The 20,477-nt window shown below is 43.2% G+C and carries 25 protein-coding genes; 13 read left to right on the top strand and 12 right to left on the bottom strand.

Annotated elements, in window-relative coordinates; all coding sequences use genetic code 11:
• Positions 1-21 precede the first annotated feature (21 nt).
• From L2740_RS12990 to L2740_RS12965, 6 genes are all read right to left on the bottom strand, one after another.
• Positions 22-273, bottom strand: coding sequence for a BolA family protein (locus L2740_RS12990; protein ID WP_248472033.1), 252 nt, complete (start codon positions 271-273; stop codon positions 22-24).
• Between the two features lie 13 nt (positions 274-286).
• Positions 287-580, bottom strand: coding sequence for an STAS domain-containing protein (locus tag L2740_RS12985; protein WP_248950593.1), 294 nt, complete (start codon positions 578-580; stop codon positions 287-289).
• A 5-nt stretch (positions 581-585) separates the two neighbouring features.
• Positions 586-1,236 (bottom strand): MlaC/ttg2D family ABC transporter substrate-binding protein, encoded by a 651-nt coding sequence (locus L2740_RS12980; RefSeq protein WP_248950592.1) that lies wholly within the window; start codon positions 1,234-1,236, stop codon positions 586-588.
• Between the two features lie 32 nt (positions 1,237-1,268).
• On the bottom strand, positions 1,269-1,739 hold the full coding sequence (mlaD, locus tag L2740_RS12975; RefSeq protein WP_248950591.1) for an outer membrane lipid asymmetry maintenance protein MlaD: 471 nt from the start codon (positions 1,737-1,739) through the stop codon (positions 1,269-1,271).
• A 73-nt stretch (positions 1,740-1,812) separates the two neighbouring features.
• Entirely contained in the window at positions 1,813-2,598 is a 786-nt protein-coding gene (gene mlaE / locus L2740_RS12970) for a lipid asymmetry maintenance ABC transporter permease subunit MlaE (protein ID WP_248950590.1), read from the bottom strand.
• Positions 2,585-3,397, bottom strand: a complete 813-nt coding sequence (locus L2740_RS12965; RefSeq protein WP_248472028.1) for an ATP-binding cassette domain-containing protein — start codon at positions 3,395-3,397, stop codon at positions 2,585-2,587. The genes mlaE and L2740_RS12965 overlap by 14 nt, the downstream gene beginning before the upstream one ends.
• Before the next feature lie 176 nt (positions 3,398-3,573).
• Here L2740_RS12965 and L2740_RS12960 point away from each other — a divergent pair, with 176 nt between their 5' ends.
• From L2740_RS12960 to mgtE, 12 genes are all read left to right on the top strand, one after another.
• Positions 3,574-4,533 carry a calcium/sodium antiporter gene (locus L2740_RS12960; RefSeq protein ID WP_248950589.1) on the top strand — a complete coding sequence of 320 codons (960 nt, stop codon included), beginning with the start codon at positions 3,574-3,576 and terminating at the stop codon, positions 4,531-4,533.
• Positions 4,534-4,575: 42 nt separating this feature from the next.
• Positions 4,576-5,553, top strand: coding sequence for a KpsF/GutQ family sugar-phosphate isomerase (locus L2740_RS12955; RefSeq protein ID WP_248950588.1), 978 nt, complete (start codon positions 4,576-4,578; stop codon positions 5,551-5,553).
• A 1-nt stretch (position 5,554) separates the two neighbouring features.
• The gene (gene kdsC / locus L2740_RS12950) at positions 5,555-6,106 is read left to right on the top strand and encodes a 3-deoxy-manno-octulosonate-8-phosphatase KdsC (RefSeq protein WP_248950587.1); all 552 of its coding nucleotides are present in this window, start codon (positions 5,555-5,557) and stop codon (positions 6,104-6,106) included.
• On the top strand, positions 6,103-6,660 hold the full coding sequence (lptC, locus tag L2740_RS12945; protein ID WP_248472024.1) for an LPS export ABC transporter periplasmic protein LptC: 558 nt from the start codon (positions 6,103-6,105) through the stop codon (positions 6,658-6,660). The genes kdsC and lptC overlap by 4 nt, the downstream gene beginning before the upstream one ends.
• A gap of 65 nt (positions 6,661-6,725) precedes the next feature.
• Entirely contained in the window at positions 6,726-7,259 is a 534-nt protein-coding gene (lptA, locus tag L2740_RS12940) for a lipopolysaccharide transport periplasmic protein LptA (protein WP_248472023.1), read from the top strand.
• On the top strand, positions 7,259-7,990 hold the full coding sequence (gene lptB, locus L2740_RS12935) for an LPS export ABC transporter ATP-binding protein (protein ID WP_028766465.1): 732 nt from the start codon (positions 7,259-7,261) through the stop codon (positions 7,988-7,990). Before lptA ends, lptB begins: the two co-directional genes overlap by 1 nt.
• A 136-nt stretch (positions 7,991-8,126) precedes the next feature.
• Positions 8,127-9,584, top strand: a complete 1,458-nt coding sequence (locus L2740_RS12930; protein ID WP_248472021.1) for an RNA polymerase factor sigma-54 — start codon at positions 8,127-8,129, stop codon at positions 9,582-9,584.
• Between the two features lie 30 nt (positions 9,585-9,614).
• Positions 9,615-9,902, top strand: coding sequence for a ribosome hibernation promoting factor (gene hpf / locus L2740_RS12925; protein ID WP_248472020.1), 288 nt, complete (start codon positions 9,615-9,617; stop codon positions 9,900-9,902).
• Between the two features lie 2 nt (positions 9,903-9,904).
• Positions 9,905-10,348, top strand: a complete 444-nt coding sequence (gene ptsN, locus L2740_RS12920; protein ID WP_248472019.1) for a PTS IIA-like nitrogen regulatory protein PtsN — start codon at positions 9,905-9,907, stop codon at positions 10,346-10,348.
• Positions 10,349-10,539: 191 nt separating this feature from the next.
• On the top strand, positions 10,540-11,394 hold the full coding sequence (gene rapZ / locus L2740_RS12915) for an RNase adapter RapZ (RefSeq protein WP_248472018.1): 855 nt from the start codon (positions 10,540-10,542) through the stop codon (positions 11,392-11,394).
• Positions 11,381-11,656: an HPr family phosphocarrier protein gene (locus tag L2740_RS12910; protein WP_248950586.1), complete on the top strand. Its 276-nt coding sequence runs from the start codon at positions 11,381-11,383 to the stop codon at positions 11,654-11,656. The genes rapZ and L2740_RS12910 overlap by 14 nt, the downstream gene beginning before the upstream one ends.
• Before the next feature lie 93 nt (positions 11,657-11,749).
• The gene (gene mgtE, locus L2740_RS12905) at positions 11,750-13,114 is read left to right on the top strand and encodes a magnesium transporter (RefSeq protein ID WP_248950585.1); all 1,365 of its coding nucleotides are present in this window, start codon (positions 11,750-11,752) and stop codon (positions 13,112-13,114) included.
• A 63-nt stretch (positions 13,115-13,177) separates the two neighbouring features.
• Here the strand turns inward: mgtE and L2740_RS12900 are convergent, their stop codons facing one another.
• Together L2740_RS12900 and L2740_RS12895 are read right to left on the bottom strand one after the other, a co-directional pair.
• Positions 13,178-13,969, bottom strand: coding sequence for a molybdate ABC transporter substrate-binding protein (locus tag L2740_RS12900; protein WP_248950584.1), 792 nt, complete (start codon positions 13,967-13,969; stop codon positions 13,178-13,180).
• 276 nt (positions 13,970-14,245) lie between these two features.
• Entirely contained in the window at positions 14,246-14,920 is a 675-nt protein-coding gene (locus tag L2740_RS12895) for a YiaD family glycine zipper/OmpA-like lipoprotein (RefSeq protein WP_248950583.1), read from the bottom strand.
• 339 nt (positions 14,921-15,259) lie between these two features.
• Between L2740_RS12895 and L2740_RS12890 the strand changes: the two genes are divergently transcribed.
• Positions 15,260-15,565: a hypothetical protein gene (locus L2740_RS12890; RefSeq protein WP_248950582.1), complete on the top strand. Its 306-nt coding sequence runs from the start codon at positions 15,260-15,262 to the stop codon at positions 15,563-15,565.
• Between the two features lie 131 nt (positions 15,566-15,696).
• Here the strand turns inward: L2740_RS12890 and L2740_RS12885 are convergent, their stop codons facing one another.
• The 4 genes from L2740_RS12885 to L2740_RS12870 all read right to left on the bottom strand — a co-directional run bounded on the left by L2740_RS12885 (position 15,697) and on the right by L2740_RS12870 (position 20,448).
• Positions 15,697-17,217 carry an FG-GAP repeat domain-containing protein gene (locus L2740_RS12885; protein WP_248950581.1) on the bottom strand — a complete coding sequence of 507 codons (1,521 nt, stop codon included), beginning with the start codon at positions 17,215-17,217 and terminating at the stop codon, positions 15,697-15,699.
• A 215-nt stretch (positions 17,218-17,432) separates the two neighbouring features.
• Positions 17,433-17,981 (bottom strand): GtrA family protein, encoded by a 549-nt coding sequence (locus L2740_RS12880; RefSeq protein ID WP_248950580.1) that lies wholly within the window; start codon positions 17,979-17,981, stop codon positions 17,433-17,435.
• Positions 17,966-19,393 (bottom strand): ArnT family glycosyltransferase, encoded by a 1,428-nt coding sequence (locus L2740_RS12875; protein WP_248950579.1) that lies wholly within the window; start codon positions 19,391-19,393, stop codon positions 17,966-17,968. Before L2740_RS12875 ends, L2740_RS12880 begins: the two co-directional genes overlap by 16 nt.
• On the bottom strand, positions 19,393-20,448 hold the full coding sequence (locus tag L2740_RS12870) for a glycosyltransferase family 2 protein (protein WP_248950578.1): 1,056 nt from the start codon (positions 20,446-20,448) through the stop codon (positions 19,393-19,395). Before L2740_RS12870 ends, L2740_RS12875 begins: the two co-directional genes overlap by 1 nt.
• Positions 20,449-20,477: the final 29 nt, after the last annotated feature.

The following is a 20,477-nucleotide window of genomic DNA, read 5'->3' as shown; positions in this document are numbered from 1 at the left end:
TTTAACTCTCTAAATCCGCACTTACATATTAAAGACTTTTTCACGCTTCCATTGTGTTGGCGTGAATGCATTAATCGTAATTGCGTGTAGCTCACCACTGGTAATGTGAGCCATTAATGGGCCGTAAATAGTCTGTTGCTGCTTGACTCGTCCCATACCGTCAAAGCACTCACCTACTGCAATAATTTTGTAATGTGTCCCTTCTTGGGTCACTTTAACTTCCTCTAAAGAAAGCGATTCTAAAAGGATGGTTTCAATTTCTTTGCATTCCATGGAACTATTCACCTTACTTAGCTTCTTCAATAAAGAAGTCGTTTAAATCATACAATATTATAAATTTCTTAAGCTGCTCTGAAGGTGAGACTAACTTAAGGCTCACGCCCTTGGCGGCATGTATACCGACTAACTCGAGTAAAAATGCCACGCCAGCACTGTCACAGTATTCAATCTTAGAAAGCTGCAAAGCAGAGGTTTCTGTCGCTAAAATACTGTCGCGCCCATTCCATAGACTGCGTACCGCTTGTTGATCTAATTGACCAGAAACAATACAAGTATTCCCTTGTTGTTTAAATTCGGCCACGAGCTTTACTTCTCAGCCGACGACAAATCGATATGTTTTGCGGTACGTTCATTAAGCATATCAATTACAGATTCAATCCCTTGTTGACGTACAAGGTTAGTAATTTCAGATTGCTTTGAAGACAATAAGCTTACACCTTCAGCAACTAGGTCAAATGCCTTCCAGTTACCATCTTTCAAGCGGCGCGCTTTAAATTGCAATTTAATCGCAGGTCTACCTTGCTCGACAACTTGTACGTACACGTTAGCAAACTTTTCACCTGAAAAGTCCTGCGCCTTACCATATTCAACAGTTTGATCTGTATATTCAGTAAATGCTTGTGCATAAGTGGAAATTAAATAGCCTCTAAAGGCTTCAACAAAACGTCCACGCTGATCTTTGCTGGTATCACGCAAATATTGCCCTAATACCTTGTACGATGCGTATTTGTAATCGATATACGGCATCAACTCTTCAGTCACAATCACTTTCAAATGATCCGGATTTTCAGCAATCAGCTTTTCATCTTGATGAAAGCGCGCAAAAGTCTTATTCGCAACTTGCTCAACCAGAGTATACGGGTTGCTTTGATCGATTTCAGCTTCTGCAGCCTGAGCGCCAATACTAAACAGCGCTATAACAGCTAATACAACGTGACGATATAAACCTTTAAACATACCTAAATCCCCTACTGCTCATCCTGAAAAGGTTAATCCTTTGAACCCATGCTATATAAGAACTGCCCGATAAGTTCCTCTAAAACTAATGCTGAATGAGTGTCTTCAATACTATCCCCATCAACTAACAACTCGATGTCGTCGTCCATAAACCCTGGAGTTAACCCTAAAAATTGTTCACCAAGTAAACCTGATGTAAGGATCGATAGCGTGCTTGTTTCTGGAAAATAGTGGTAACGGTTATCCATAGCAATACTAACAACTGGCACAAGCTTTTCAGGATCAAGGTTGATTGCACTAACACGCCCAACAACCACGCCACCCACTTTAACTGGCGAGCGCACTTTTAAGCCGCCAATATTACTAAATTTAGCGTGTAACGTGTAACTGCTATCGCCTGTTTTTACTTCAACATTGGCAACGTTAAACACCAAAACTAAAAACGCTGCTAGTCCAGACAATAAAAATAGACCAACTAAAATCTCAATCTTCCTTGTCAACATAACTCATTTACCACTCTATTCAATAACTCTAAACAATAATTAACGACGAGGTCTTTCCCTGCATCCCCATAAATTACTGGCCAAACATCATCGCCGTCAGTAAGAAGTCCAACGCCAACACGGCTAGGCTAGATTGCACAACGGTTTGTGTTGTCGCTCGACTGATCCCTTCTGGGTTTGGCGTCACATGATAACCACGGTATAGCGCAATCCAAGTCACAACGATTGCAAACAAAAGGCTTTTAATCATGCAGTTAACAATATCTTGGCGCCATTCAACAGAGGCTTGTAAAATCGACCAAAAACTACCGCTATCAATTCCTTTCCACTCAACACCCACAAGGTGGCCACCATAGATCCCTACAGCGGTAAACATCAGTGCCAGCAACGGTAAGCTAATCACTCCAGCCCAAAACCTTGGGGCAATAATCTGCCTAAGTGGATCAACGGCCATCATCTCAAGGCTAGACAACTGCTCGGTACTTTTCATCAATCCTAGCTCTGCTGTCAGTGCAGAACCTGCCCGTCCAGCAAAGAGTAGCGCAGTCACCACTGGGCCTAATTCACGTAATAAACTCAATGCCACCATCGGGCCTAGGCTTTCTTCGGTACCAAAGCCAACAAGAATATTATAGCCCTGCAATGCCAATACCATACCAATAAACAAGCCCGAGACGATGATAATCACCATCGACTGCACGCCAATAACATACAACTGTTTTATCAGTAACGGCATGCCTTTACGAAAACGAGGTCGATGCGCTATCGCTCCCCACAACATTAGGCCGGCTTTGCCTAAGCCAATTACTAAATCAATAGCGCTGCGCCCAAGACGAGCAACCTGATCAATCAAGCTCACTGAGAAGTTCCTTCTTATAATCTGCAGCTGGATAATGGAAAGGCACTGGGCCATCTGGCTCACCACCAATAAACTGTTTTAGCTGCGGATTATCCGCTAATCGCAGCTCTTCAGGGGTACCATGAGCAATAATACGTTTATCTGCTAACACATAAACATAGTCCGCAATTCCAAGCACCTCTGTTACATCATGGGACACTACAACTGATGTGAGGTTTAATGCATCAGAAAGCTCACGAATAAGCTTAACGAGCACGCCCATAGAAATAGGATCCTGCCCAGTAAACGGCTCATCATAAAGGATCATTTCCGGCTCTAATGCAATTGCTCTCGCCAGTGCCGCTCGGCGCTGCATACCGCCAGAAAGCTCCGTCGGCATTAACTGAGCAGCACCTCTCAACCCCACAGCTTCGAGCTTCATTAATACGATTTTGCGAATTATCGCTTCAGGCAGGCCTGAGTGTTCCCTTAAAGCAAACGCGACATTATCAAATACATTCATATCGGTAAAAAGTGCGCCACTTTGAAACAGCATACTCATACGCTTTCGTAGTGCAAAAAGCTCATTACGATTGCATTTGTGAACATCAATACCGTCGAATAACACCACGCCACTATCTGGTGTTAGCTGACCACCAATCAATTTTAACAGCGTAGTTTTGCCTATCCCGCTAGGCCCCATGATTGCGGTCACCTTTCCTTGAGGGATCGACAGGCTAACGTCTTCATAAATGACATGCTCACCGCGGCTAAAGGCCATATTTTGGATTTCAACCAATGTTTTCGAGGTATGTGTCATGCAAGTGCCCTGCATTTTATATTGTGGAAACATCCATTTTCCGTACCGGAAAGGGAGAAATTGTACGTAATTGACCTTATAGGTACAACCAAATCAAGACTATCTCACGGCAATACTTTCATTTTTCTTCAATTACAGCGAAAATACGCCGTTATACCCACAAATACTAAGAATCGATGTTATTTAATATTTTTTTGTTAGTCGCCGGTTTAGGTGCCCTAGTTTGGAGTGCCGATAAGTTTGTTTACGGCGCAGCCGCTTTTGCTCGCAACCTTGGTTTACCGCCAATGTTAATCGGACTAACGATTGTTGCCATGGGTAGTTCAGCACCAGAAATGTTTGTTGCGGCAACAGCTTCGCTAGAGGGCATGACTGACACAGCAATTGGTAACGTTCTCGGTTCTAATATCGCAAATATCACCCTAATTCTTGGTATTACTGCACTACTTGGTGCAATCTCGGTAAGTTCACAAACGCTCAAACGTGAAATTCCAATGATGTTAGTGGCAACACTAATTGTCGGCTATTTTCTTTACGATGGCTTTTTAACTCGAGTTGAAGGTATTAGCTTACTGGTACTGTTTATTGGCCTGATGGGCTACCTCATTTGGCACGGCCTCCATAGTAAAAACCGTGATGCATTAGCCGAAGAGGCAGCAGAAGAGATCCCGGCAGACGTACCAACTGCTAAAGCAATTTTTTGGCTGGTTGTGGGCATGGTATTATTGCCACTATCTGCAGACTGGATGGTACAAGGCGCTGTTGGGATCGCTAAAGCTTACCATTTGTCCGATTTAGTGATTGGGCTAACCATTATTGCGGTGGGCACTAGTTTGCCTGAACTTGCGGCCTGTGTGGCAGGAGTCTTAAAAAAGGAAGATGACCTTGCTATCGGTAACATTGTTGGTTCAAACTTATTCAATATTTTAGCGGTACTTGCTATACCTGGTATCATCGCGCCTGGCGCAGTTGATGCTGCGGCGAGTACACGTGATTTTTATATGGTGCTTGCCACGAGCAGCGCATTAGCGGTTCTGATCTTGCTATCTGGACGCGCTAAGCAGCTAAAGCCTTGGCATGGCGTAGTATTACTTATTACATTTATTGCATATCAAGCACTCCTGTTCCTATCTTAATCTCAGGACAAGAGGCCAAGCAGTTTAAAGAGAGACCAAGAAATGGTAGATGAAAATCAACTACGCCAATGGGGCACTAAAGTTATCGATATCGAGAAACGAGCACTCGATAACTTGTACCAGTACGTCGACTCTTCAGCATTTGCTCAAGCATGCCAACTAATCTTGCAATGCACGGGTAAAGTGATTGTGATGGGCATGGGTAAATCCGGCCATATAGGCAACAAAATTTCAGCTACTTTAGCGAGTACCGGCACACCGGCTTTTTTTGTTCATCCAGGTGAAGCCAGCCATGGTGATTTAGGTGTCCTTAGTGAAAACGATATTGTACTGGCAATTTCAAACTCCGGCGAAGCCAGCGAGATTTTAACCTTATTACCAGTGATAAAACGCTTGGGCTTGCCGCTGATTTCAGTGACAGGTAAGCCAGAGTCAAGCATGGCAAAACTTGCACAGTTACATTTATGCATTGAAGTGCCTGAAGAGGCTTGCCCGCTTGGACTAGCGCCAACATCAAGCACCACTGCAACACTGGTGATGGGTGATGCCCTCGCCGTGGCACTACTGCAAGCTCGCGGCTTTACTCAAGATGACTTTGCCCTGTCTCACCCTGGTGGCAGCTTAGGTCGAAAGCTATTATTAAAAGTCAGTGATGTGATGCATAAAGGTGATGGCCTACCTAGTGTTAGAGACAATATCTGCATTACCGATGCACTATATGAAATCTCTAAAAAAGGCTTAGGCATGACTGCTGTCGTTGATGATAACAATACCTTAGTCGGTATTTTTACTGATGGTGATTTACGCCGCGTAATCGATGCCGATGTTAACTTAAGAACCACTTCAATCGCTGATGTGATGACTAAAGGCTGCGTTACTATTACAGACAGTATTTTGGCTGCAGAAGCCTTAAAAGTCATGGACACTAAAAGTATTAATGGCTTAATTGTGATTAATGAACAACAACAGCCTGTAGGCGCATTAAATATGCTCGATATGGTTAAAGCAGGAGTAATTTAATATGTCTCACCAAGGATTTTACGGCCCAATAAGCGATGATGTTTGGCTAGCAGCAAGCAAGATAAAACTGCTTATCTGTGATGTTGATGGTGTGTTCTCCGACGGCCTTGTTTATATGAGCAATAGTGGCGAAGAGCTTAAAACCTTCCATACTCGTGACGGCTACGGCGTGCGTTCAGTACTATCGAGTGATATTCACGTTGCCATTATTACTGGCCGTAAGTCGCAAATTGTTGAAGATAGGTTTACCGCATTAGGTGTGACTCATATTTATCAAGGTGTTGATGATAAGCTAGCACCTTATAAAGAATTGCTATCACTTTACAATGTGAGTCCAGAAGAAGTGGCCTACATTGGTGATGATATGGTCGACTTACCCGTTATGCAGCAGGTTGGCTTATCTGTATGTGTCGCCGACGGTCATCCATATGTAAAACAACACGCTAAAATGACCACTCACATTAAAGGTGGTCACGGTGCACTGCGCGAGCTAACTGATTTGTTGCTTTTAAGCCAAGATAAATTTGAGTCAGCCCACGGGATGAGTATATGAACCGCGTTACCCTAGCGATAATCCTATTTTTTGGCACCGCGCTATTTTTATATTGGCAGGTGCAATCGAAAAAGAGCGAAGAAGCGCTAGATATCGACGTAAGCCAACGCCCAGACTATATCATCGACGACTTACGTAGTATTGAGTATAACGAGCAAGGCTTAATCAACAGCGAAGTAACCGCCAAGCACATGGAACACTTTGACAGTGCCAGCATGACTTACTTTACTGATCCTGTTTACCTTATTTACCCTGATGATGGTCAAGCGCAGTGGCAGCTAAAAAGCACGAAAGGCAGCCATAATAAGATCACTGGTAAGGTAACTTTAGAAAACGATGTTATTATCGATTCAATTAGTCCAGAAGAGCCGATCCAAACATTAAGTACAAATTATCTCGAGTTGGATCTCGACACGATGATCATGACATCTGATGAAATGATCCACGTCACTGGCAACGAATTTGTCATTCAAGGTATGGGGCTTTATGCCGACCTGAATGCCCAAAGTGTAAAACTAATCAGCCAAGTAGAAGGGATATACGAGGCTAAGTAATACACTAATATTGCACACATACATACCACAGCTAACAACGAGTTTTAGCTGAGTAGAAGGACACTATGAAATACAATCACACTCTTTTAGCAGGCCTATTTTGCCTGCTAAGTTTTAACACCGTAGCTAAAGTCGATGACTTAGAGCAGGAAGTAAAAATTGCAGCAGCGAGCCAAGAAGCTGACATTAAAAACAACCAAGTAATTTTCTTTGGCCCAGTAGAGGTGACTCAAGGTTCAATTAAAATGAATGCTGACGAGTTACGGGTATTTTCTAAAGCAGATAAAAGCGGTAAAACCCTTGTAGCAACGGGCAAGCCAGCAACATATACCCAAACAATGGACGATGGACGTCCTGCAACCGCAAGTGCGAAAGAGATCCGCTACGAGCTTGCTACGCGCACACTAACCTTGGTGGGTGACGCGACGCTTGAGCAAGATGGTAGCCAAGTTACCGGTAACCGCATCAAATACAACATTAGCAAGCAACAGCTTATTGCTGAGAGTACCGGCCAAGGCGATGACAGAGTTATCACCATTATTCAACCTGAGACCTATCAGGAAGATAAATCTGAAACGCCAGTAAAACAGGAACAGTAATGAGCCAGATTACGTTAAAAGCGAGCAACCTTGCTAAAAGCTACAAAAACCGTGCAGTAGTGCAAGACGTTAGCTTAACCGTGAAAACCGGTCAGATCGTTGGTTTACTTGGCCCAAATGGTGCAGGTAAAACCACAACTTTCTACATGGTAGTAGGCCTAGTTCAAAGTGATAAAGGTAAAATCTTTATCGACAATGACGACCTCACCTTAGATCCAATGCATTTGCGCGCCCGCAAAGGTATCGGCTATCTGCCGCAAGAAGCGAGTATCTTCAGAAAGCTATCTGTTCGCGACAACATTATGGCTGTATTGCAAACTCGTAGTGATATCAATGATGAGCAACGTGAAGAGCAACTTGAACATCTGCTAGAAGAGTTTCATATCACCCACATTCGCGATAGCCAAGGTATGGCACTGTCCGGTGGTGAACGCCGTCGAGTAGAAATCGCAAGAGCATTAGCGGCTAATCCTAAGTTCATTCTATTAGATGAACCCTTTGCCGGTGTTGACCCTATCTCAGTTATCGATATTAAAAAGATTATTGAGCAGCTAAAAGGTCGTGGTCTAGGCGTACTCATCACTGACCACAACGTACGTGAAACACTTGATGTATGTGAACATGCTTATATCGTTAGTCACGGAAATCTCATCGCCGAAGGCACACCCGCAGAGATCTTAGACAACCAGCAAGTTCGAGCAGTGTACTTAGGTGAACAATTCAGGCTATAGTTAATTCACAGTTTCAAACCTTAAAACTTAATACCTATTACTATTTAGAATAAAATCAAAGTATTAAGTTTTTTAGTTTTATTAGCTAGATCAGCCAGCTTTAACGTTTAACTACAGTGTAGGGAATAGCGGTACGATGAAAGCGTCACTCCAGCTCAAAATGGGTCAACAGCTCACTATGACTCCACAATTGCAACAGGCTATCCGCCTTTTACAATTGTCTTCTTTAGAGCTGCAACAAGAGATCCAACAAGCATTAGAATCTAATCCATTACTGGAACTAGATGAAGAGCAATCAGATGGCGATATGGATCAAACTGACGACCCGTCCTCAAATGACGTCAACCAAAATCAAGATAGCGCCACAGTAGAAACCTCCGACGCCTTAACTCAAGACTCTATGCCAGACGACCTACCAATGGATACGACTTGGGATGAAGTTTACACCGTTTCTTCTAATTCAAGCTCTGGGGTTAGCCGTGAAGATGATATGCCTTTTCAAGGTGAAACCAGCGAAGGCTTATACGAGCATCTTGAGTGGCAAAAAAATCTAACCCCATTTTCAGATAACGATCTTGCAATTGCGACAGCGATTATCGACGCAATTGATGAGCGTGGTTATTTGACCCAAAGCTGCGACGATATTTTAGAAGCTATGGGCGATCCTGAAACTGAGTTAGACGAAGTTGAAGCTGTACTAAAACGTATCCAGCACTTTGATCCAATTGGCGTTGCCGCACGAAATCTAAGCGAATGCCTACTGATCCAGTTAGCACAATATGCCCCCGAAACTCCGCATATCGACAACGCACGATTATTAATAAAAGACTATTTAGATTTAATTGCCGGCCGTGATTTTAGGCAATTAATGCGTAAAACGAAGCTCAAAGAAGATGAGCTTCGTGAAGCTATCACTCTGATTCAAACCCTTAATCCAAGACCAGGATTAGCCATTGCTCGTAGCAAAGACGAATACGTGATCCCTGACGTCTCTGTTAGTAAGAAAAAGGGCCGCTGGGTAGTTGAGTTAAACCCTGATTACATGCCAAAAATTAATGTAAATCAGCATTATGCATCGATGGCTCGCAGCACAACAAACCAAGCCGATGGTCAATTTATTCGTGGCCACTTACAAGAAGCTAAATGGTTTATTAAGAGTTTAGAAAGCCGCAATGACACCTTATTAAAAGTGACCAACTGTATTGTTAAATTCCAACAAGGATTTTTTGAATACGGTGAAGAGGCAATGAAGCCTATGGTACTTAATGACATTGCAGAAGCGGTTGAAATGCATGAGTCAACCATTTCACGTGTTACCACGCAAAAGTATATGCATACCCCAAGGGGCATTTTCGAACTTAAATACTTCTTCTCTAGTCACGTCGGTACCGACGATGGCGGAGAGTGTTCATCAACTGCAATTAGAGCCTTTATCAAAAAGCTTGTTGCTGCTGAAAACCAAAAGAAACCATTAAGCGACAGCAAGATGGCGCAGCTTTTGGCAGAACAAGGGATTAAAGTTGCTAGACGTACGATCGCCAAATATCGAGAAGCGATGCTGATCCCTCCCTCAAACCAACGTAAGAGTTTATAACTCAAAATTAGGCATTTGGAGGATCGATATATGCAAATCAATCTGACAGGACATCACATCGAAATTACCGCTTCATTACGCGGCTATGTGGAAGAAAAATTCACAAAGCTTGAACGGCATTTCGATCAGATCAATAATGTGCACGTTATTTTGAATGTACAAAAAATGCAGCAAACAGCCGAAGCCAAGATACACCTGAAAAAAGGTGAAGTCTTTGCCGTTTCGGAACATGCGGATATGTATGCCGCAATAGACTCCCTGATCGATAAGCTCGACCGTCAGGTAATTAAACACAAAGAGAAGCTAATTAAACACTAACGATGGAACTAAGTACCATCCTGCAGCCGGAGTGCACTACCTGCGCCACTCCGGGCAGTAAGAAAAAGGTATTGGAGTTAATCAGTGATATTGCCGCTGTCCAGTACCCTACCCTTTCTTCACAAGAGATCTTTGAAAGTCTCTTGGCGAGAGAAAAAATGGGTAGCACGGGTATAGGTAACGGTATAGCCATTCCGCATGGAAGGCTGACCAATATAGAGCGTCCGGTTGCGGTGCTGGTGAAGTGTGAAGATCCAATCGCATTTGACGCCATCGACAAACAACCCGTCGATATTCTATTTGCCTTATTGGTGCCATCAGATCAGTGTGAACAGCATTTAGCAACACTGTCTTCAATGGCGGAAAAACTCAACGACAAAGCAGTGCTTAAGCAGTTGAGAAAAACCAGTAACGAGTCAGAGCTATACCAAGTCATTACCCAATAATTACGATTTCAGGCCTTTAAGTTGTTTTCTGTGTTCAAACACTGATGATTTAAAGGCCTAAGTAATTATTACAGCTAGATGATTTCTGCTTCAGCATCCACTTAAGCTCTTGCTTTAGGGCTTAAAAAAGTTAATCTATACCAATACAAACGATAGTCATAAACCTCATATTTCAATCAGGTAATCATACAATGAAGCTTGTTTTAGTCTCTGGTCGATCCGGTTCAGGTAAATCAGTGTTACTCAGAATGCTAGAAGATCTCGGCTACTATTGTGTCGATAATCTTCCTCTGCCTATGATGGGCACATTACTGAAAGAATTATCAGGTAATACTAAACTTGTGGCTATCAGTGTCGATATACGCAATCTACCGGAAAATAAAGCAGAGCTAGTTAAGCATCTTACCTTTCTACCGGACGGCGTTGAGTTACTAAGCTTCTTTTTAAACTCGAGCGATGAAGTGCTACTTAAGCGCTACAATGAAACTCGACGTCTACACCCATTATCCCACGACAATGTTTCGTTAAAAGAAGCCATTGAAACAGAGGCGCGCTTACTTGAGCCTCTCGCTAATATCGTTGATCACTATATAGATACTTCTAGCCTGAATATTTATGATCTAAACGATCAGGTGCGCGAGATCTTGCTTGGTAATGTCGATAAAGAACTAATGATTAATTTTGAATCATTTGGCTTTAAACACGGCATGCCAACTGAAGCCGACTTTATGTTTGATGTTCGCTTTTTACCAAATCCGCACTGGGAGCCAGATCTACGCCCAATGACAGGCCTAGACAAGCCAGTACAAGACTTTTTAAATGAGCGCCCACGGGTGAATCAATTTATTAAGCAGATCGAAGATCTACTCACAACCTGGCTACCGGATCTTGAACGTAATAACCGCAGTTACCTCACCATAGCTATTGGTTGTACCGGCGGCCAACATCGCTCTGTCTATATTACCGAGCGCCTAGCGGCTCACTTTAAAAATGGTAAACATAAGGTACAAGCCCGCCACCGAGAGCTAAAAAATGCCGACCATTGAGCGTGAGGTAACCATTTGCAATAAGCTTGGTCTACACGCTCGCGCAGCCACAAAACTTGTCGTTTTAGCCTCAGAGTTCGACGCTAAGATCACCATTATCCAAGGTGAAAAACAGGCTTCAGCAACAAGTGTACTAGGCTTATTAATGCTAGAAACCGGAATGGGCAAACGTGTGCAACTCATTGCAACAGGTCCAGATGCGCAAACAGCACTCGATGCCGTTTGCCAATTAATCGATGCTAAATTTGATGAAGACTGTTAACTGATCAACTGATTTATCTTTGGTAAGTATCAACACACATATCTAGCACTTAAGCTACTATAAGCGCCTTTAAATCTACCCTGTGAGGGAGCTATGCCGATTGAAGTCTTAGACAATGAAACAACAGACCAACGTCTCAATCAGCTGACTCAAGCATTAGGCAACGGTATGTTTGTCCATGTTCGCAACATGTTGCAGGATATGGCCGCATCAGATATTGCCTTTATTCTCGAATCTTCCCCACCTCGCACTCGTCAAGTGCTGTGGCAACTGATTGACCAAGAACACACAGGTGAAATCCTCGATGAACTGGGTGAAGAACTCAAAGATAGCCTAATTTCACAAATGAGTCCTGAGCGCGTCGCAAAAGCGGCGCAAAGCATGGATACAGATGACTTAGCCTACATTTTACGTAGCCTGCCAGACAGTATTTTTAAGCAAGTGCTGCAGTCGATGAGCAAGCAAGACCGAGTCCGAGTTGAGCAAGCCCTGTCGTATCCTGATGACACCGCCGGTAGTTTAATGAATACCGATACCGTCACCTTAAGGCCAGATGTTAATATCGATGTGATCTTGCGCTATCTGCGCATTCGCGGTGAACTCCCCGAAGCCACCGATATGCTGTACGTAGTAGATAAACACGACCGCGTATTAGGCGGTGTGCGTATTGCCGATCTACTGACCTGCGATCCAAATGCATCAGTACGTGAAATAATGGTGTCAGATCTTGAAGCAATCCCTGTTGGCATGTCCGACAGCGAAGTCGCACAGCTATTTGAACGCCATGACTGGGTGTCAGCCCCTGTTATCGATGAAAATGACAAACTGCTAGGTCGTATCACCATTGATGATGTGGTCGATGTTATTCGTGAAGATGCCGAACACTCAATGATGGGTATGGCCGGTATGGATGACGACACCGACACCTTTGGTCCGGTATTAAAAAGTACCTTCCGCCGATCGCTGTGGCTAACTGTAAACCTATTTGCTGCATTGCTAGCCGCGTCTGTCAGTAATATGTTTGAAGGGACCATTGAGCAATTTGCTACCATCGCAATTTTAATGACCATTGTACCAAGTATGGGCGGGGTTGCAGGTAATCAAACGTTAGCACTGGTGATCCGTGGTATTGCCCTTGGTCAAATTGGCCAAAGCAACTCTCGCTGGCTAATTGGTAAAGAGTTAGCCATTGGCTTCCTTAACGGCTTGCTGTGGTCTGTTCTTGTATTTGCAGCAGTATGGTTATGGAAAGGTGATATCGCCTTAGGTGGATTGATTGCTGGCGCTATGCTTATCAATATGACAGTGGCAGGTCTTGCCGGTGCAACCATTCCGCTGATGTTGAAGCGAATGAATATTGATCCCGCCTTAGCTGGCGGTATGGTTCTAACAACTGTTACTGATGTAATCGGACTATTCGCTTTCTTAGGTTTAGCGACGATTTTCCTACTAAATTAAGCCTTTGCCCAAAGACAAAAAAGGCCGCTTACGCGGCCTTTTTGCTTAACATGACGGACATTATTACTGCTTTAACGGTGCATCAAAACCATAGTCCGCTAAAATCTCTTGGCCTGAAGCAGATAAGATAAACATCGCTAATTTCCATGCATCATCATGGGCATCATCTAGAACAATTAAGCCATAATTAGCACCTACAGCTAGTGGCTCTGGCATTTGTACAATTTGTAGGTCCTGTACCTCTTTTTGTGCCAAAACCGCATTAGTGCAGTAAGTTAAAAACACATCTGCGCGCTTGTTTTCCATTACCCAACCATAGGTATTACGTCCTTTTGGAGCTTTAGCGCTCTTTTCACCACCAGTAAGCTGCAACGCTTTTTGCTCTAATGTCGCTTTGGCGCCAGCTTTTACTGCATCCGCTTTGGCAAAAATCTTCCAAGCATAATCGCCTGAAGGATCGGCCTTCGGCGTTGATGTGCCAACCCTAATGCTAGGATCAAGCATGACATCGAGTAAACCAATGCTATCAATTTTCACATCGGCTTGAGCGAGTGCACACATTTGGTTGCGCGCAAACATCACCACATTATCGCCTTTACCTGCGGCTTTTAATGTTTGCGGATGCTTCATATTGGCCGATGCAAACACGCCAACTTGTTCGCCATTTTCAATACGCTTTCTTAATAGACCCGATGGACCAAAATCGGCATCAACTTGCTGCTTAGTTTCTTGCTGATAAGCACTGACGATATCATTCATTGCATTTTTAAGGCTGCCAGCAGCTCTTAATTCAATAGGGGTCGCTTGGGCTGCGATAGGTAGGGCTAACAGTGAAACTAACAACCATTTCTTCATTATATTTTGCTCATATTCTAATTAGACTTATCTATGTGTCATCACATATTGTTATTTCTAATGAGAAAACATCCGCCAACAAAGCACAATGCCCAAGCCATGACTAAGCCACTTTGTGTTTAACCACGCGACCTTAATCACTAGATTTATACCCATCATGGACAAAAAGTCTAAAACTCGAATTTCTGGATCAAAAAAGCCATCCGAAGATGGCTTATACTTATACTGATTGGTATCAGTCTTTTTTAACGGTTAGTTCAGCCTGCAATTTCGGGCTTATGCTGTTGGCATTGGGCTAAGAATAATCTCAACCCGGCGGTTTTCAGCGCGGCCTTGTTTAGTCTGATTTGATGCAATTGGCTTTGACTCACCCATGCCATGAGACGCAACACGCATCGCAGGCACTTTATGTTGAGTTAAGTAATTTGCCACTTCACTTGCGCGTACCTGCGACAGTCTTAAGTTATAAGACTCTGCTCCCGAACTATCTGTGTGCCCCATGACGTTAAGTTTAGTTTCGTCATATTCTAGCGCCACCAGCACAACACTATTAAGTACTTGCTGCACACGTTGACTCAAATCTGTTTGATCAACACCAAAGGTCACATCATTTGGCATATTCAAAATGATATTGTCGCCACTACGTGTCACGCTAACGCCAGACGCTTGTAATTGCTTGCGCAGTTCAGCTTCTTGCACGTCCATGTAATAACCGATACCGCCACCAAGCGCGGCACCAGAGGCTGCACCAATCAATGCACCTTTACCGCGGTCACTCTTACTTGATGATGCCACACCAATTGCGGCTCCCGCGATAGCACCAATTAATGCACCGTTAGTCGCTTTACCGTTTTGAGATTCATTGGTGTAAGGGTTGGTTGTTTGGCAACCAGAAATCAGCATGACAGCCGCTAAGCCACCAGCAAGAATCGAACTACGTTTTGCGCTCATGTTTACCACTCCTAACTGCTTTTGCGAATAACAAAAGCGACGACTTATAAGTTGTATTTTTTTAGCAGTATATAAAGCAGATCTGATTAAACAATGCTTCAACGCCCAAGTGCGTTAATTTTGAACAACCCACATTGCACTAAATGTGTGCACTCACGCTCCAATTCGGTGCAATAAGTTTTCAAGCTAATGCCCTTTTATCAAGCATGGATATTTAACCATATGAATTGTAATGACTTAAAAAATTTGGCCAGTTTGGCACAGCTTAAGCATACTCATATTTGAGTACTCAACGGCAATAAGAATAATCAATAAAAGAGACCAAAGAGTAACGACAAGGTGAGCACTACACCTTGGCAAGGGAATTCCGTCACCACGCTCAAAGACGTACAAACTACTAATGTATTCACATTAGAATTGAAAGAGAAAATACCGATGGATGCTATGAACCTTAATGTTATCAACGAAGTTAAAATCAAAGGTCGTTTACTATCTGATGTCGCTAAAGACTATGGCCTAACGACCAAAAAGGTATATCAGATTGTTCACCAAAATGAGCAAAAGTCGAATCCAAAACTCTTTCCCATAGTGCAACAAACTAAGTCTCTCGGCTTGCGTATTAAGCAACTACTACGCAGTCACTAATTTAACAGGCTGTACCCTGTTAAGCAGAGGCGGGAAACACCGATTTTCGCCCAAACGAAATAAAAAAATTAACGCGCTAACTCTATAAAATAATATTACGCTTAATGTGAATTTCGCCTCTGCACCCCAAGCTATCCTGCAAAAAATACTCTAAATTGATTAGCTAAAGACTTATCGTCTTGGCGACCATATTTGATAAGCAGATCTTCTCTACCATCATCATTCAAATCATCCACCATCAACATGCCGCCCTCAACCGGCAGTGCTAACTCATGCTCTTGGGCATTACGACTAAATAGATCTTTACCGGGCTTTCCTAAGTAGATCTTTAAGGTTGATTCATCTTCCGACAGCAATAAGTCTTTTAGCCCGTCGCCATTTAGATCGGCAAGTTTAACCACTGGGCTACCAGACTGCCCTGAACTCAAGCTAAAGTTGAGCTCCACTTCTTTGGTTACGTTGGATTCATCATTAAAATGACCATTTTCATCCATTTTAAAAAGATGCACATCTTGATCTATGCTGCCTGATAGCAAGGCTCCAACCACTTGGCTCACCCCAATATCAAAACCTGCGACCAGCACTTCGTCTTTATTGTCGCTGTCGATATCAACAAACTCTAACCCGGTTAATGTGCCCTCAGCTCTAACTACGCTATTGGGTTTTTTAGGGAAACTGATTTTGTCGTTTTTCGCCTCACCAAGGTAAATTTCGTAATCATTAACACGATCAAATACACCAGTACTTTTGGTATAACGGATCACCATATCGCTAACGCCGTCATCATTCAGATCTTTAAGCTCTTCGACTTTGCGATACACTAACTCACTTTGATCTAATTGCTCACCGTAAGCGTCTCGTTTATTCCACCAATCAATACCGCTTATAGGCTGACTCACAGAAACATACTGGGCGATGGGATCAAAACGGTTTAAGTCTGTCTGCTTATATACTTCTAACTCGCCCTCACCAATTTTAATAATATCCGCTAAGCCATCGAGGTTAAAATCACTAACATATAGCGTAGATTGGGTGTAAGTTGCCCCATCTTCGAATAGGCGAGATTGCGGCTTAATAGGCAAAGTCTGGCGGTTAAATCCTTGCTCATCCGCCAAAAATAGATGCACTTGATTAAAATCATGGATCAGGATGTCATCCTGATTGTCCGCATTGAGATCTTTAATAAACTCACCACGACTAATAAAGTCTGGGCGGTCTTTAAAGGATAACGAATTTATCTCAGCTACGACTTCAAGGTTAAGGTTCGAGCGATTTTGCTCTGGCGACATTAATAGCAACTCATCTTGCGATAAGAAATACAATTGTTGTAGCCCACCGGTTGTAGACTCAGTGATATCAAAGCTGTGCAGCGCCAATGGCAGCTCGTATTGATGTAGCAATTTATATTGGCCATTAACAAGTTGGTAAATGGCCATCCGGCGCTGACTCATATTATCAATCCCGAAAGCGACCAGTTCCTTGCCCGATTGCGGCAGTAAGTCTGCAGCAATAATCGGGTGGGTCAGCTCAAAAGGCGCGTTTATTTTAGACTCGCTAAAAGTTAACTTTGCAGCGTTATTTGCATTAGCCAGCAGTGGCAAAGCTGCAAAACTTACAGCTACACCAATTAATCCTTTATACGCTAAACGCATAAGCTTGCTCCTTGTGTCAGCCATTTTTCGCCGCAGTGTCATTATTCACCGCGGTATTATCAATATCGTTAATCCATATCATTTATGGTTATTGAAACTAACGGTTTTCACGCCAGAGTAAAACCGTTAGTTAATAGTTTGTAACACAAGAGGTCTATTTTAACGCCGCTAGGCCATACTTTTTTTCGAACATAAGCTTAGTTACAAATATAAGTCTACTTGCTAAAAGTCCAATAATTAGCCCCCAGCCAATTAACGACTAATCCTGCTAATACGCCTATTGCAAAGCCAATAAAGCGGCTAATGCTCACATCATCAACAAACTGAGCCAGCACGATATTTACCCAATAAAATAAAGACAAGTTTGCTAGCGCTGCAAAGCTCGCAACGCATAAGTGCTTACCCAACTGTATTAATTTTTGTTGATAATTTCCGAGTTCAAAACTTGCGTTACCATGCCCTTTGCTGAGTACGTTACTACGCCCTTTAAATGTCCAGCTACGATTAATCCCCCAAGACAGACCGACAGAGATAATAAATGCAGTCACTCTTGCTGGCATTAGCGCCAGTTCAAACACGCTTGAAAGCAATAAAAACAAATTAAAATCAACAACAAAAACCCCAGCACCAACCAGTAAAAAACGTATATTTTCATGATACTTGCGCCATATAACTTGGCTAAGCTGTTTAAGGCTTTTGTCGCTCGTTGCATTAGGATATTTTGCTTTAAAACTGGAAACTAATAAGCTTAATTGCGATGACATTTTATTAGGTCTCGTCGCTTATTACTTGCTACCGCTTGGCATGCTGTAAACTGCGATTGATGCGCTTTATTACCAATCACGAGGTAAAACTCACCGTTACTAACTTCATCTAAACTTTGAATTTTATCCGCTGTACCTGCACTATAAAAACGGCCGGAAAACGGCTGACTTTGCCAATAATAGGTAGGTAAAGCTTCACTTCGCTGTGATAGCAACCAGCGCTCACTTTTGTCTTTTCCCACCTCAAAGTGCAACACTGCCACGGTGACAACTAATAACGCCGAAATAGATAAAGCGATAATATTCAGCCCTGGTAACAAGCTCTTTCGCCATGCATAAGCCAGTAACAATGCAAGCCCTGGGATCCCCGGCAGAACATAAGCAGGTAATATATTGCCCGCAAAGGTGAATAGCACCATGGGAGCTATCATCCAACAAATAAGATAACTCGGTAGGCCAGAATAATTGGTGTTTAAATCATGTAGGTTTAAGTCATGCTGATTTACATCAAGCTTTTTAGACTGCTTTCGCTCGGTGACAATTTTATAAAACGCTCGTGGTAAAAATAACGACCAAGGCATGGCCGCAACCACAAAGTAGAGCCAAATAGTGCCTCTAACTTCATCGTGAGCACTACCGTATAAGTCACCTTCCCAACCGCTATCGACAAAGCGAGACCAGTGCTCACCAACAATAAAATAATTTAGAAATCCCGGAGTCGTCTGCTCAGCAATCACATACCAAGGCAGCGCAATTGCCAGCATCAATAAGCAGCCTGTCACTAAAGGGACTCTATGCCATAGTTCGCGCCACACTTTTAACGGGCCATAGCGTAAAAGTAACCACAAACCAGTGCCTAAGCCAAATAGCACCAAGGTCACCGGGCCTTTTGCTAGCAAACCTATGGCTAAGCCAGCAAAACCTGCATAACCCCAAACCTTGTCACCTTGCCAACATAAGTAAAAGCCAACCATTGCCAGTGTTAAACCTAAGGTTAACGCCATATCTGTCATCACAGCGCCAGCACTAATGGTAAACACCACCGTTGACGCCAATATAATTAATGGAGGCAGAACAGGTAACTGCAGCCTTTTAGCAAAGTAGCCAACCAACAACAGGCAAAGTACAGCAGCAAGCCAATGGGGCAACCGCACTGCAAACTCATTAACGCCAAATAAGCTAATAGAGCTAGCACTCATCCAAGTATGCAGCGGTGGTTTCCCCCAAAAAGGTACATTGTAATCAAACAGCGGTGTAACCCAATTGCCGGTTTCTACCATTAGCCGCGCCATTTCACCGTATCTTGCCTCTGTAGTGTCCATCAGTGGATACCAAGGCAATAACAGCATTCGTGTAAGCACCACAATCAGCAGAACAACCAGCCCTGTGCGTGTATCTACAGCCTTTAGCATTACTTAACCTCCAAGTAACTCACGTTGGTAGGCTTAGCTTCACTAAAGTCTATCGACATATTATTTCGAGCTTTCACTTGAGTAAGGGATTGCTTATATGCCACTTCTTCAATCAAATACAGTGGTCGCTGCTTGACCTCAACAAATACACGCCCTAAATACTCACCAATCAAACCGAGTGCAAGTAGTTGAATTCCGGCCAGCGCCAACTGCACCACCATTAACGATGGATAACCGGCGACACTGCCACCAAAAATAAGCGTGTTAGCAATAATCCAACCGCCATAAGCAAAGGCCGCAAGGGCTGTAATAACACCACACCATGTCGCCAACCTAAGTGGTTTAAAGCTAAAGGAAGTAATGCCGTCCATCGCCAAACCAAAAAGCTTGCCGTAGTTCCACTTTGTTTCGCCAACAAAACGCGGGTCGCGATCAAACTCCAAGGTTTTTTGTGAAAATCCAGGCCAACTAAACAGGCCTTTCATAAAGCGGTTGCGCTCTGGAAGCTGTTTAATACTGTCGATAACTTGACGGCTCATTAGGCGAAAGTCACCGACATTTTCAGGTACAGGCGAGTCAGAAACCCAGTTCATTAGCCGATAAAAACATGCGGCAGAAAAACGTTTAAACCAAGTTTCACCCAGACGCTTTTTACGCTTCATATTGACGATGTCGTAACCCGCTCGCCACTGATTGAGCATCTCAGGAATTAATTCTGGTGGATCTTGTAGATCAGCATCAAGCATAATGACAACAAGCCCTCTAGCGTGCTCAATACCTGCTGACATCGCCGCTTCTTTACCAAAGTTACGGCTTAACTTAATGCATTGGTATTCATTATCAACCAATGGCAATTCACTGACCAGACGCCAAGAGTCATCACTACTACCGTCATCAACAAAAACAATCTCACTGCGTTCATCAAGTGTCGACAGCACCTTGGTTAAGCGCTCAATTAACGGCTTAATCATCAGAGATTCATTAAATAAAGGCACAACGACAGATAAACAAATTTCAGTGTTACTTGGGCTTTGACTGGGCGAAGAATAAGGCATAAGTTTGTCCTACAGCGACTAATTTTGCG

The sequence above is a fragment of the Shewanella pneumatophori genome, assembly GCF_023283895.1.
Taxonomy (GTDB): domain Bacteria; phylum Pseudomonadota; class Gammaproteobacteria; order Enterobacterales; family Shewanellaceae; genus Shewanella; species Shewanella pneumatophori.
The sequence above is the reverse complement of the archived record's forward strand: the minus strand, read 5'-3'. Positions and strand labels throughout refer to the sequence as shown.

What these genes read in the sequence shown, in the direction of transcription:
- lptA (WP_248472023.1), top strand. Translation starts at nt 6,726, where the DNA reads ATGAAATACAATCACACTCTTTTAGCAGGCCTATTTTGCCTGCTAAGT.
- L2740_RS12880 (WP_248950580.1), bottom strand. Translation starts at nt 17,981, where the DNA reads ATGTCATCGCAATTAAGCTTATTAGTTTCCAGTTTTAAAGCAAAATAT.
- L2740_RS12960 (WP_248950589.1), top strand. Translation starts at nt 3,574, where the DNA reads ATGTTATTTAATATTTTTTTGTTAGTCGCCGGTTTAGGTGCCCTAGTT.
- kdsC (WP_248950587.1), top strand. Translation starts at nt 5,555, where the DNA reads ATGTCTCACCAAGGATTTTACGGCCCAATAAGCGATGATGTTTGGCTA.
- L2740_RS12885 (WP_248950581.1), bottom strand. Translation starts at nt 17,217, where the DNA reads ATGCGTTTAGCGTATAAAGGATTAATTGGTGTAGCTGTAAGTTTTGCA.
- L2740_RS12955 (WP_248950588.1), top strand. Translation starts at nt 4,576, where the DNA reads ATGGTAGATGAAAATCAACTACGCCAATGGGGCACTAAAGTTATCGAT.
- ptsN (WP_248472019.1), top strand. Translation starts at nt 9,905, where the DNA reads ATGGAACTAAGTACCATCCTGCAGCCGGAGTGCACTACCTGCGCCACT.
- L2740_RS12930 (WP_248472021.1), top strand. Translation starts at nt 8,127, where the DNA reads ATGAAAGCGTCACTCCAGCTCAAAATGGGTCAACAGCTCACTATGACT.
- L2740_RS12965 (WP_248472028.1), bottom strand. Translation starts at nt 3,397, where the DNA reads ATGACACATACCTCGAAAACATTGGTTGAAATCCAAAATATGGCCTTT.
- L2740_RS12875 (WP_248950579.1), bottom strand. Translation starts at nt 19,393, where the DNA reads ATGCTAAAGGCTGTAGATACACGCACAGGGCTGGTTGTTCTGCTGATT.
- hpf (WP_248472020.1), top strand. Translation starts at nt 9,615, where the DNA reads ATGCAAATCAATCTGACAGGACATCACATCGAAATTACCGCTTCATTA.
- L2740_RS12900 (WP_248950584.1), bottom strand. Translation starts at nt 13,969, where the DNA reads ATGAAGAAATGGTTGTTAGTTTCACTGTTAGCCCTACCTATCGCAGCC.
- lptB (WP_028766465.1), top strand. Translation starts at nt 7,259, where the DNA reads ATGAGCCAGATTACGTTAAAAGCGAGCAACCTTGCTAAAAGCTACAAA.
- L2740_RS12870 (WP_248950578.1), bottom strand. Translation starts at nt 20,448, where the DNA reads ATGCCTTATTCTTCGCCCAGTCAAAGCCCAAGTAACACTGAAATTTGT.
- mlaD (WP_248950591.1), bottom strand. Translation starts at nt 1,739, where the DNA reads ATGTTGACAAGGAAGATTGAGATTTTAGTTGGTCTATTTTTATTGTCT.
- L2740_RS12895 (WP_248950583.1), bottom strand. Translation starts at nt 14,920, where the DNA reads ATGAGCGCAAAACGTAGTTCGATTCTTGCTGGTGGCTTAGCGGCTGTC.
- rapZ (WP_248472018.1), top strand. Translation starts at nt 10,540, where the DNA reads ATGAAGCTTGTTTTAGTCTCTGGTCGATCCGGTTCAGGTAAATCAGTG.
- L2740_RS12990 (WP_248472033.1), bottom strand. Translation starts at nt 273, where the DNA reads ATGGAATGCAAAGAAATTGAAACCATCCTTTTAGAATCGCTTTCTTTA.
- mgtE (WP_248950585.1), top strand. Translation starts at nt 11,750, where the DNA reads ATGCCGATTGAAGTCTTAGACAATGAAACAACAGACCAACGTCTCAAT.
- lptC (WP_248472024.1), top strand. Translation starts at nt 6,103, where the DNA reads ATGAACCGCGTTACCCTAGCGATAATCCTATTTTTTGGCACCGCGCTA.
- L2740_RS12980 (WP_248950592.1), bottom strand. Translation starts at nt 1,236, where the DNA reads ATGTTTAAAGGTTTATATCGTCACGTTGTATTAGCTGTTATAGCGCTG.
- L2740_RS12910 (WP_248950586.1), top strand. Translation starts at nt 11,381, where the DNA reads ATGCCGACCATTGAGCGTGAGGTAACCATTTGCAATAAGCTTGGTCTA.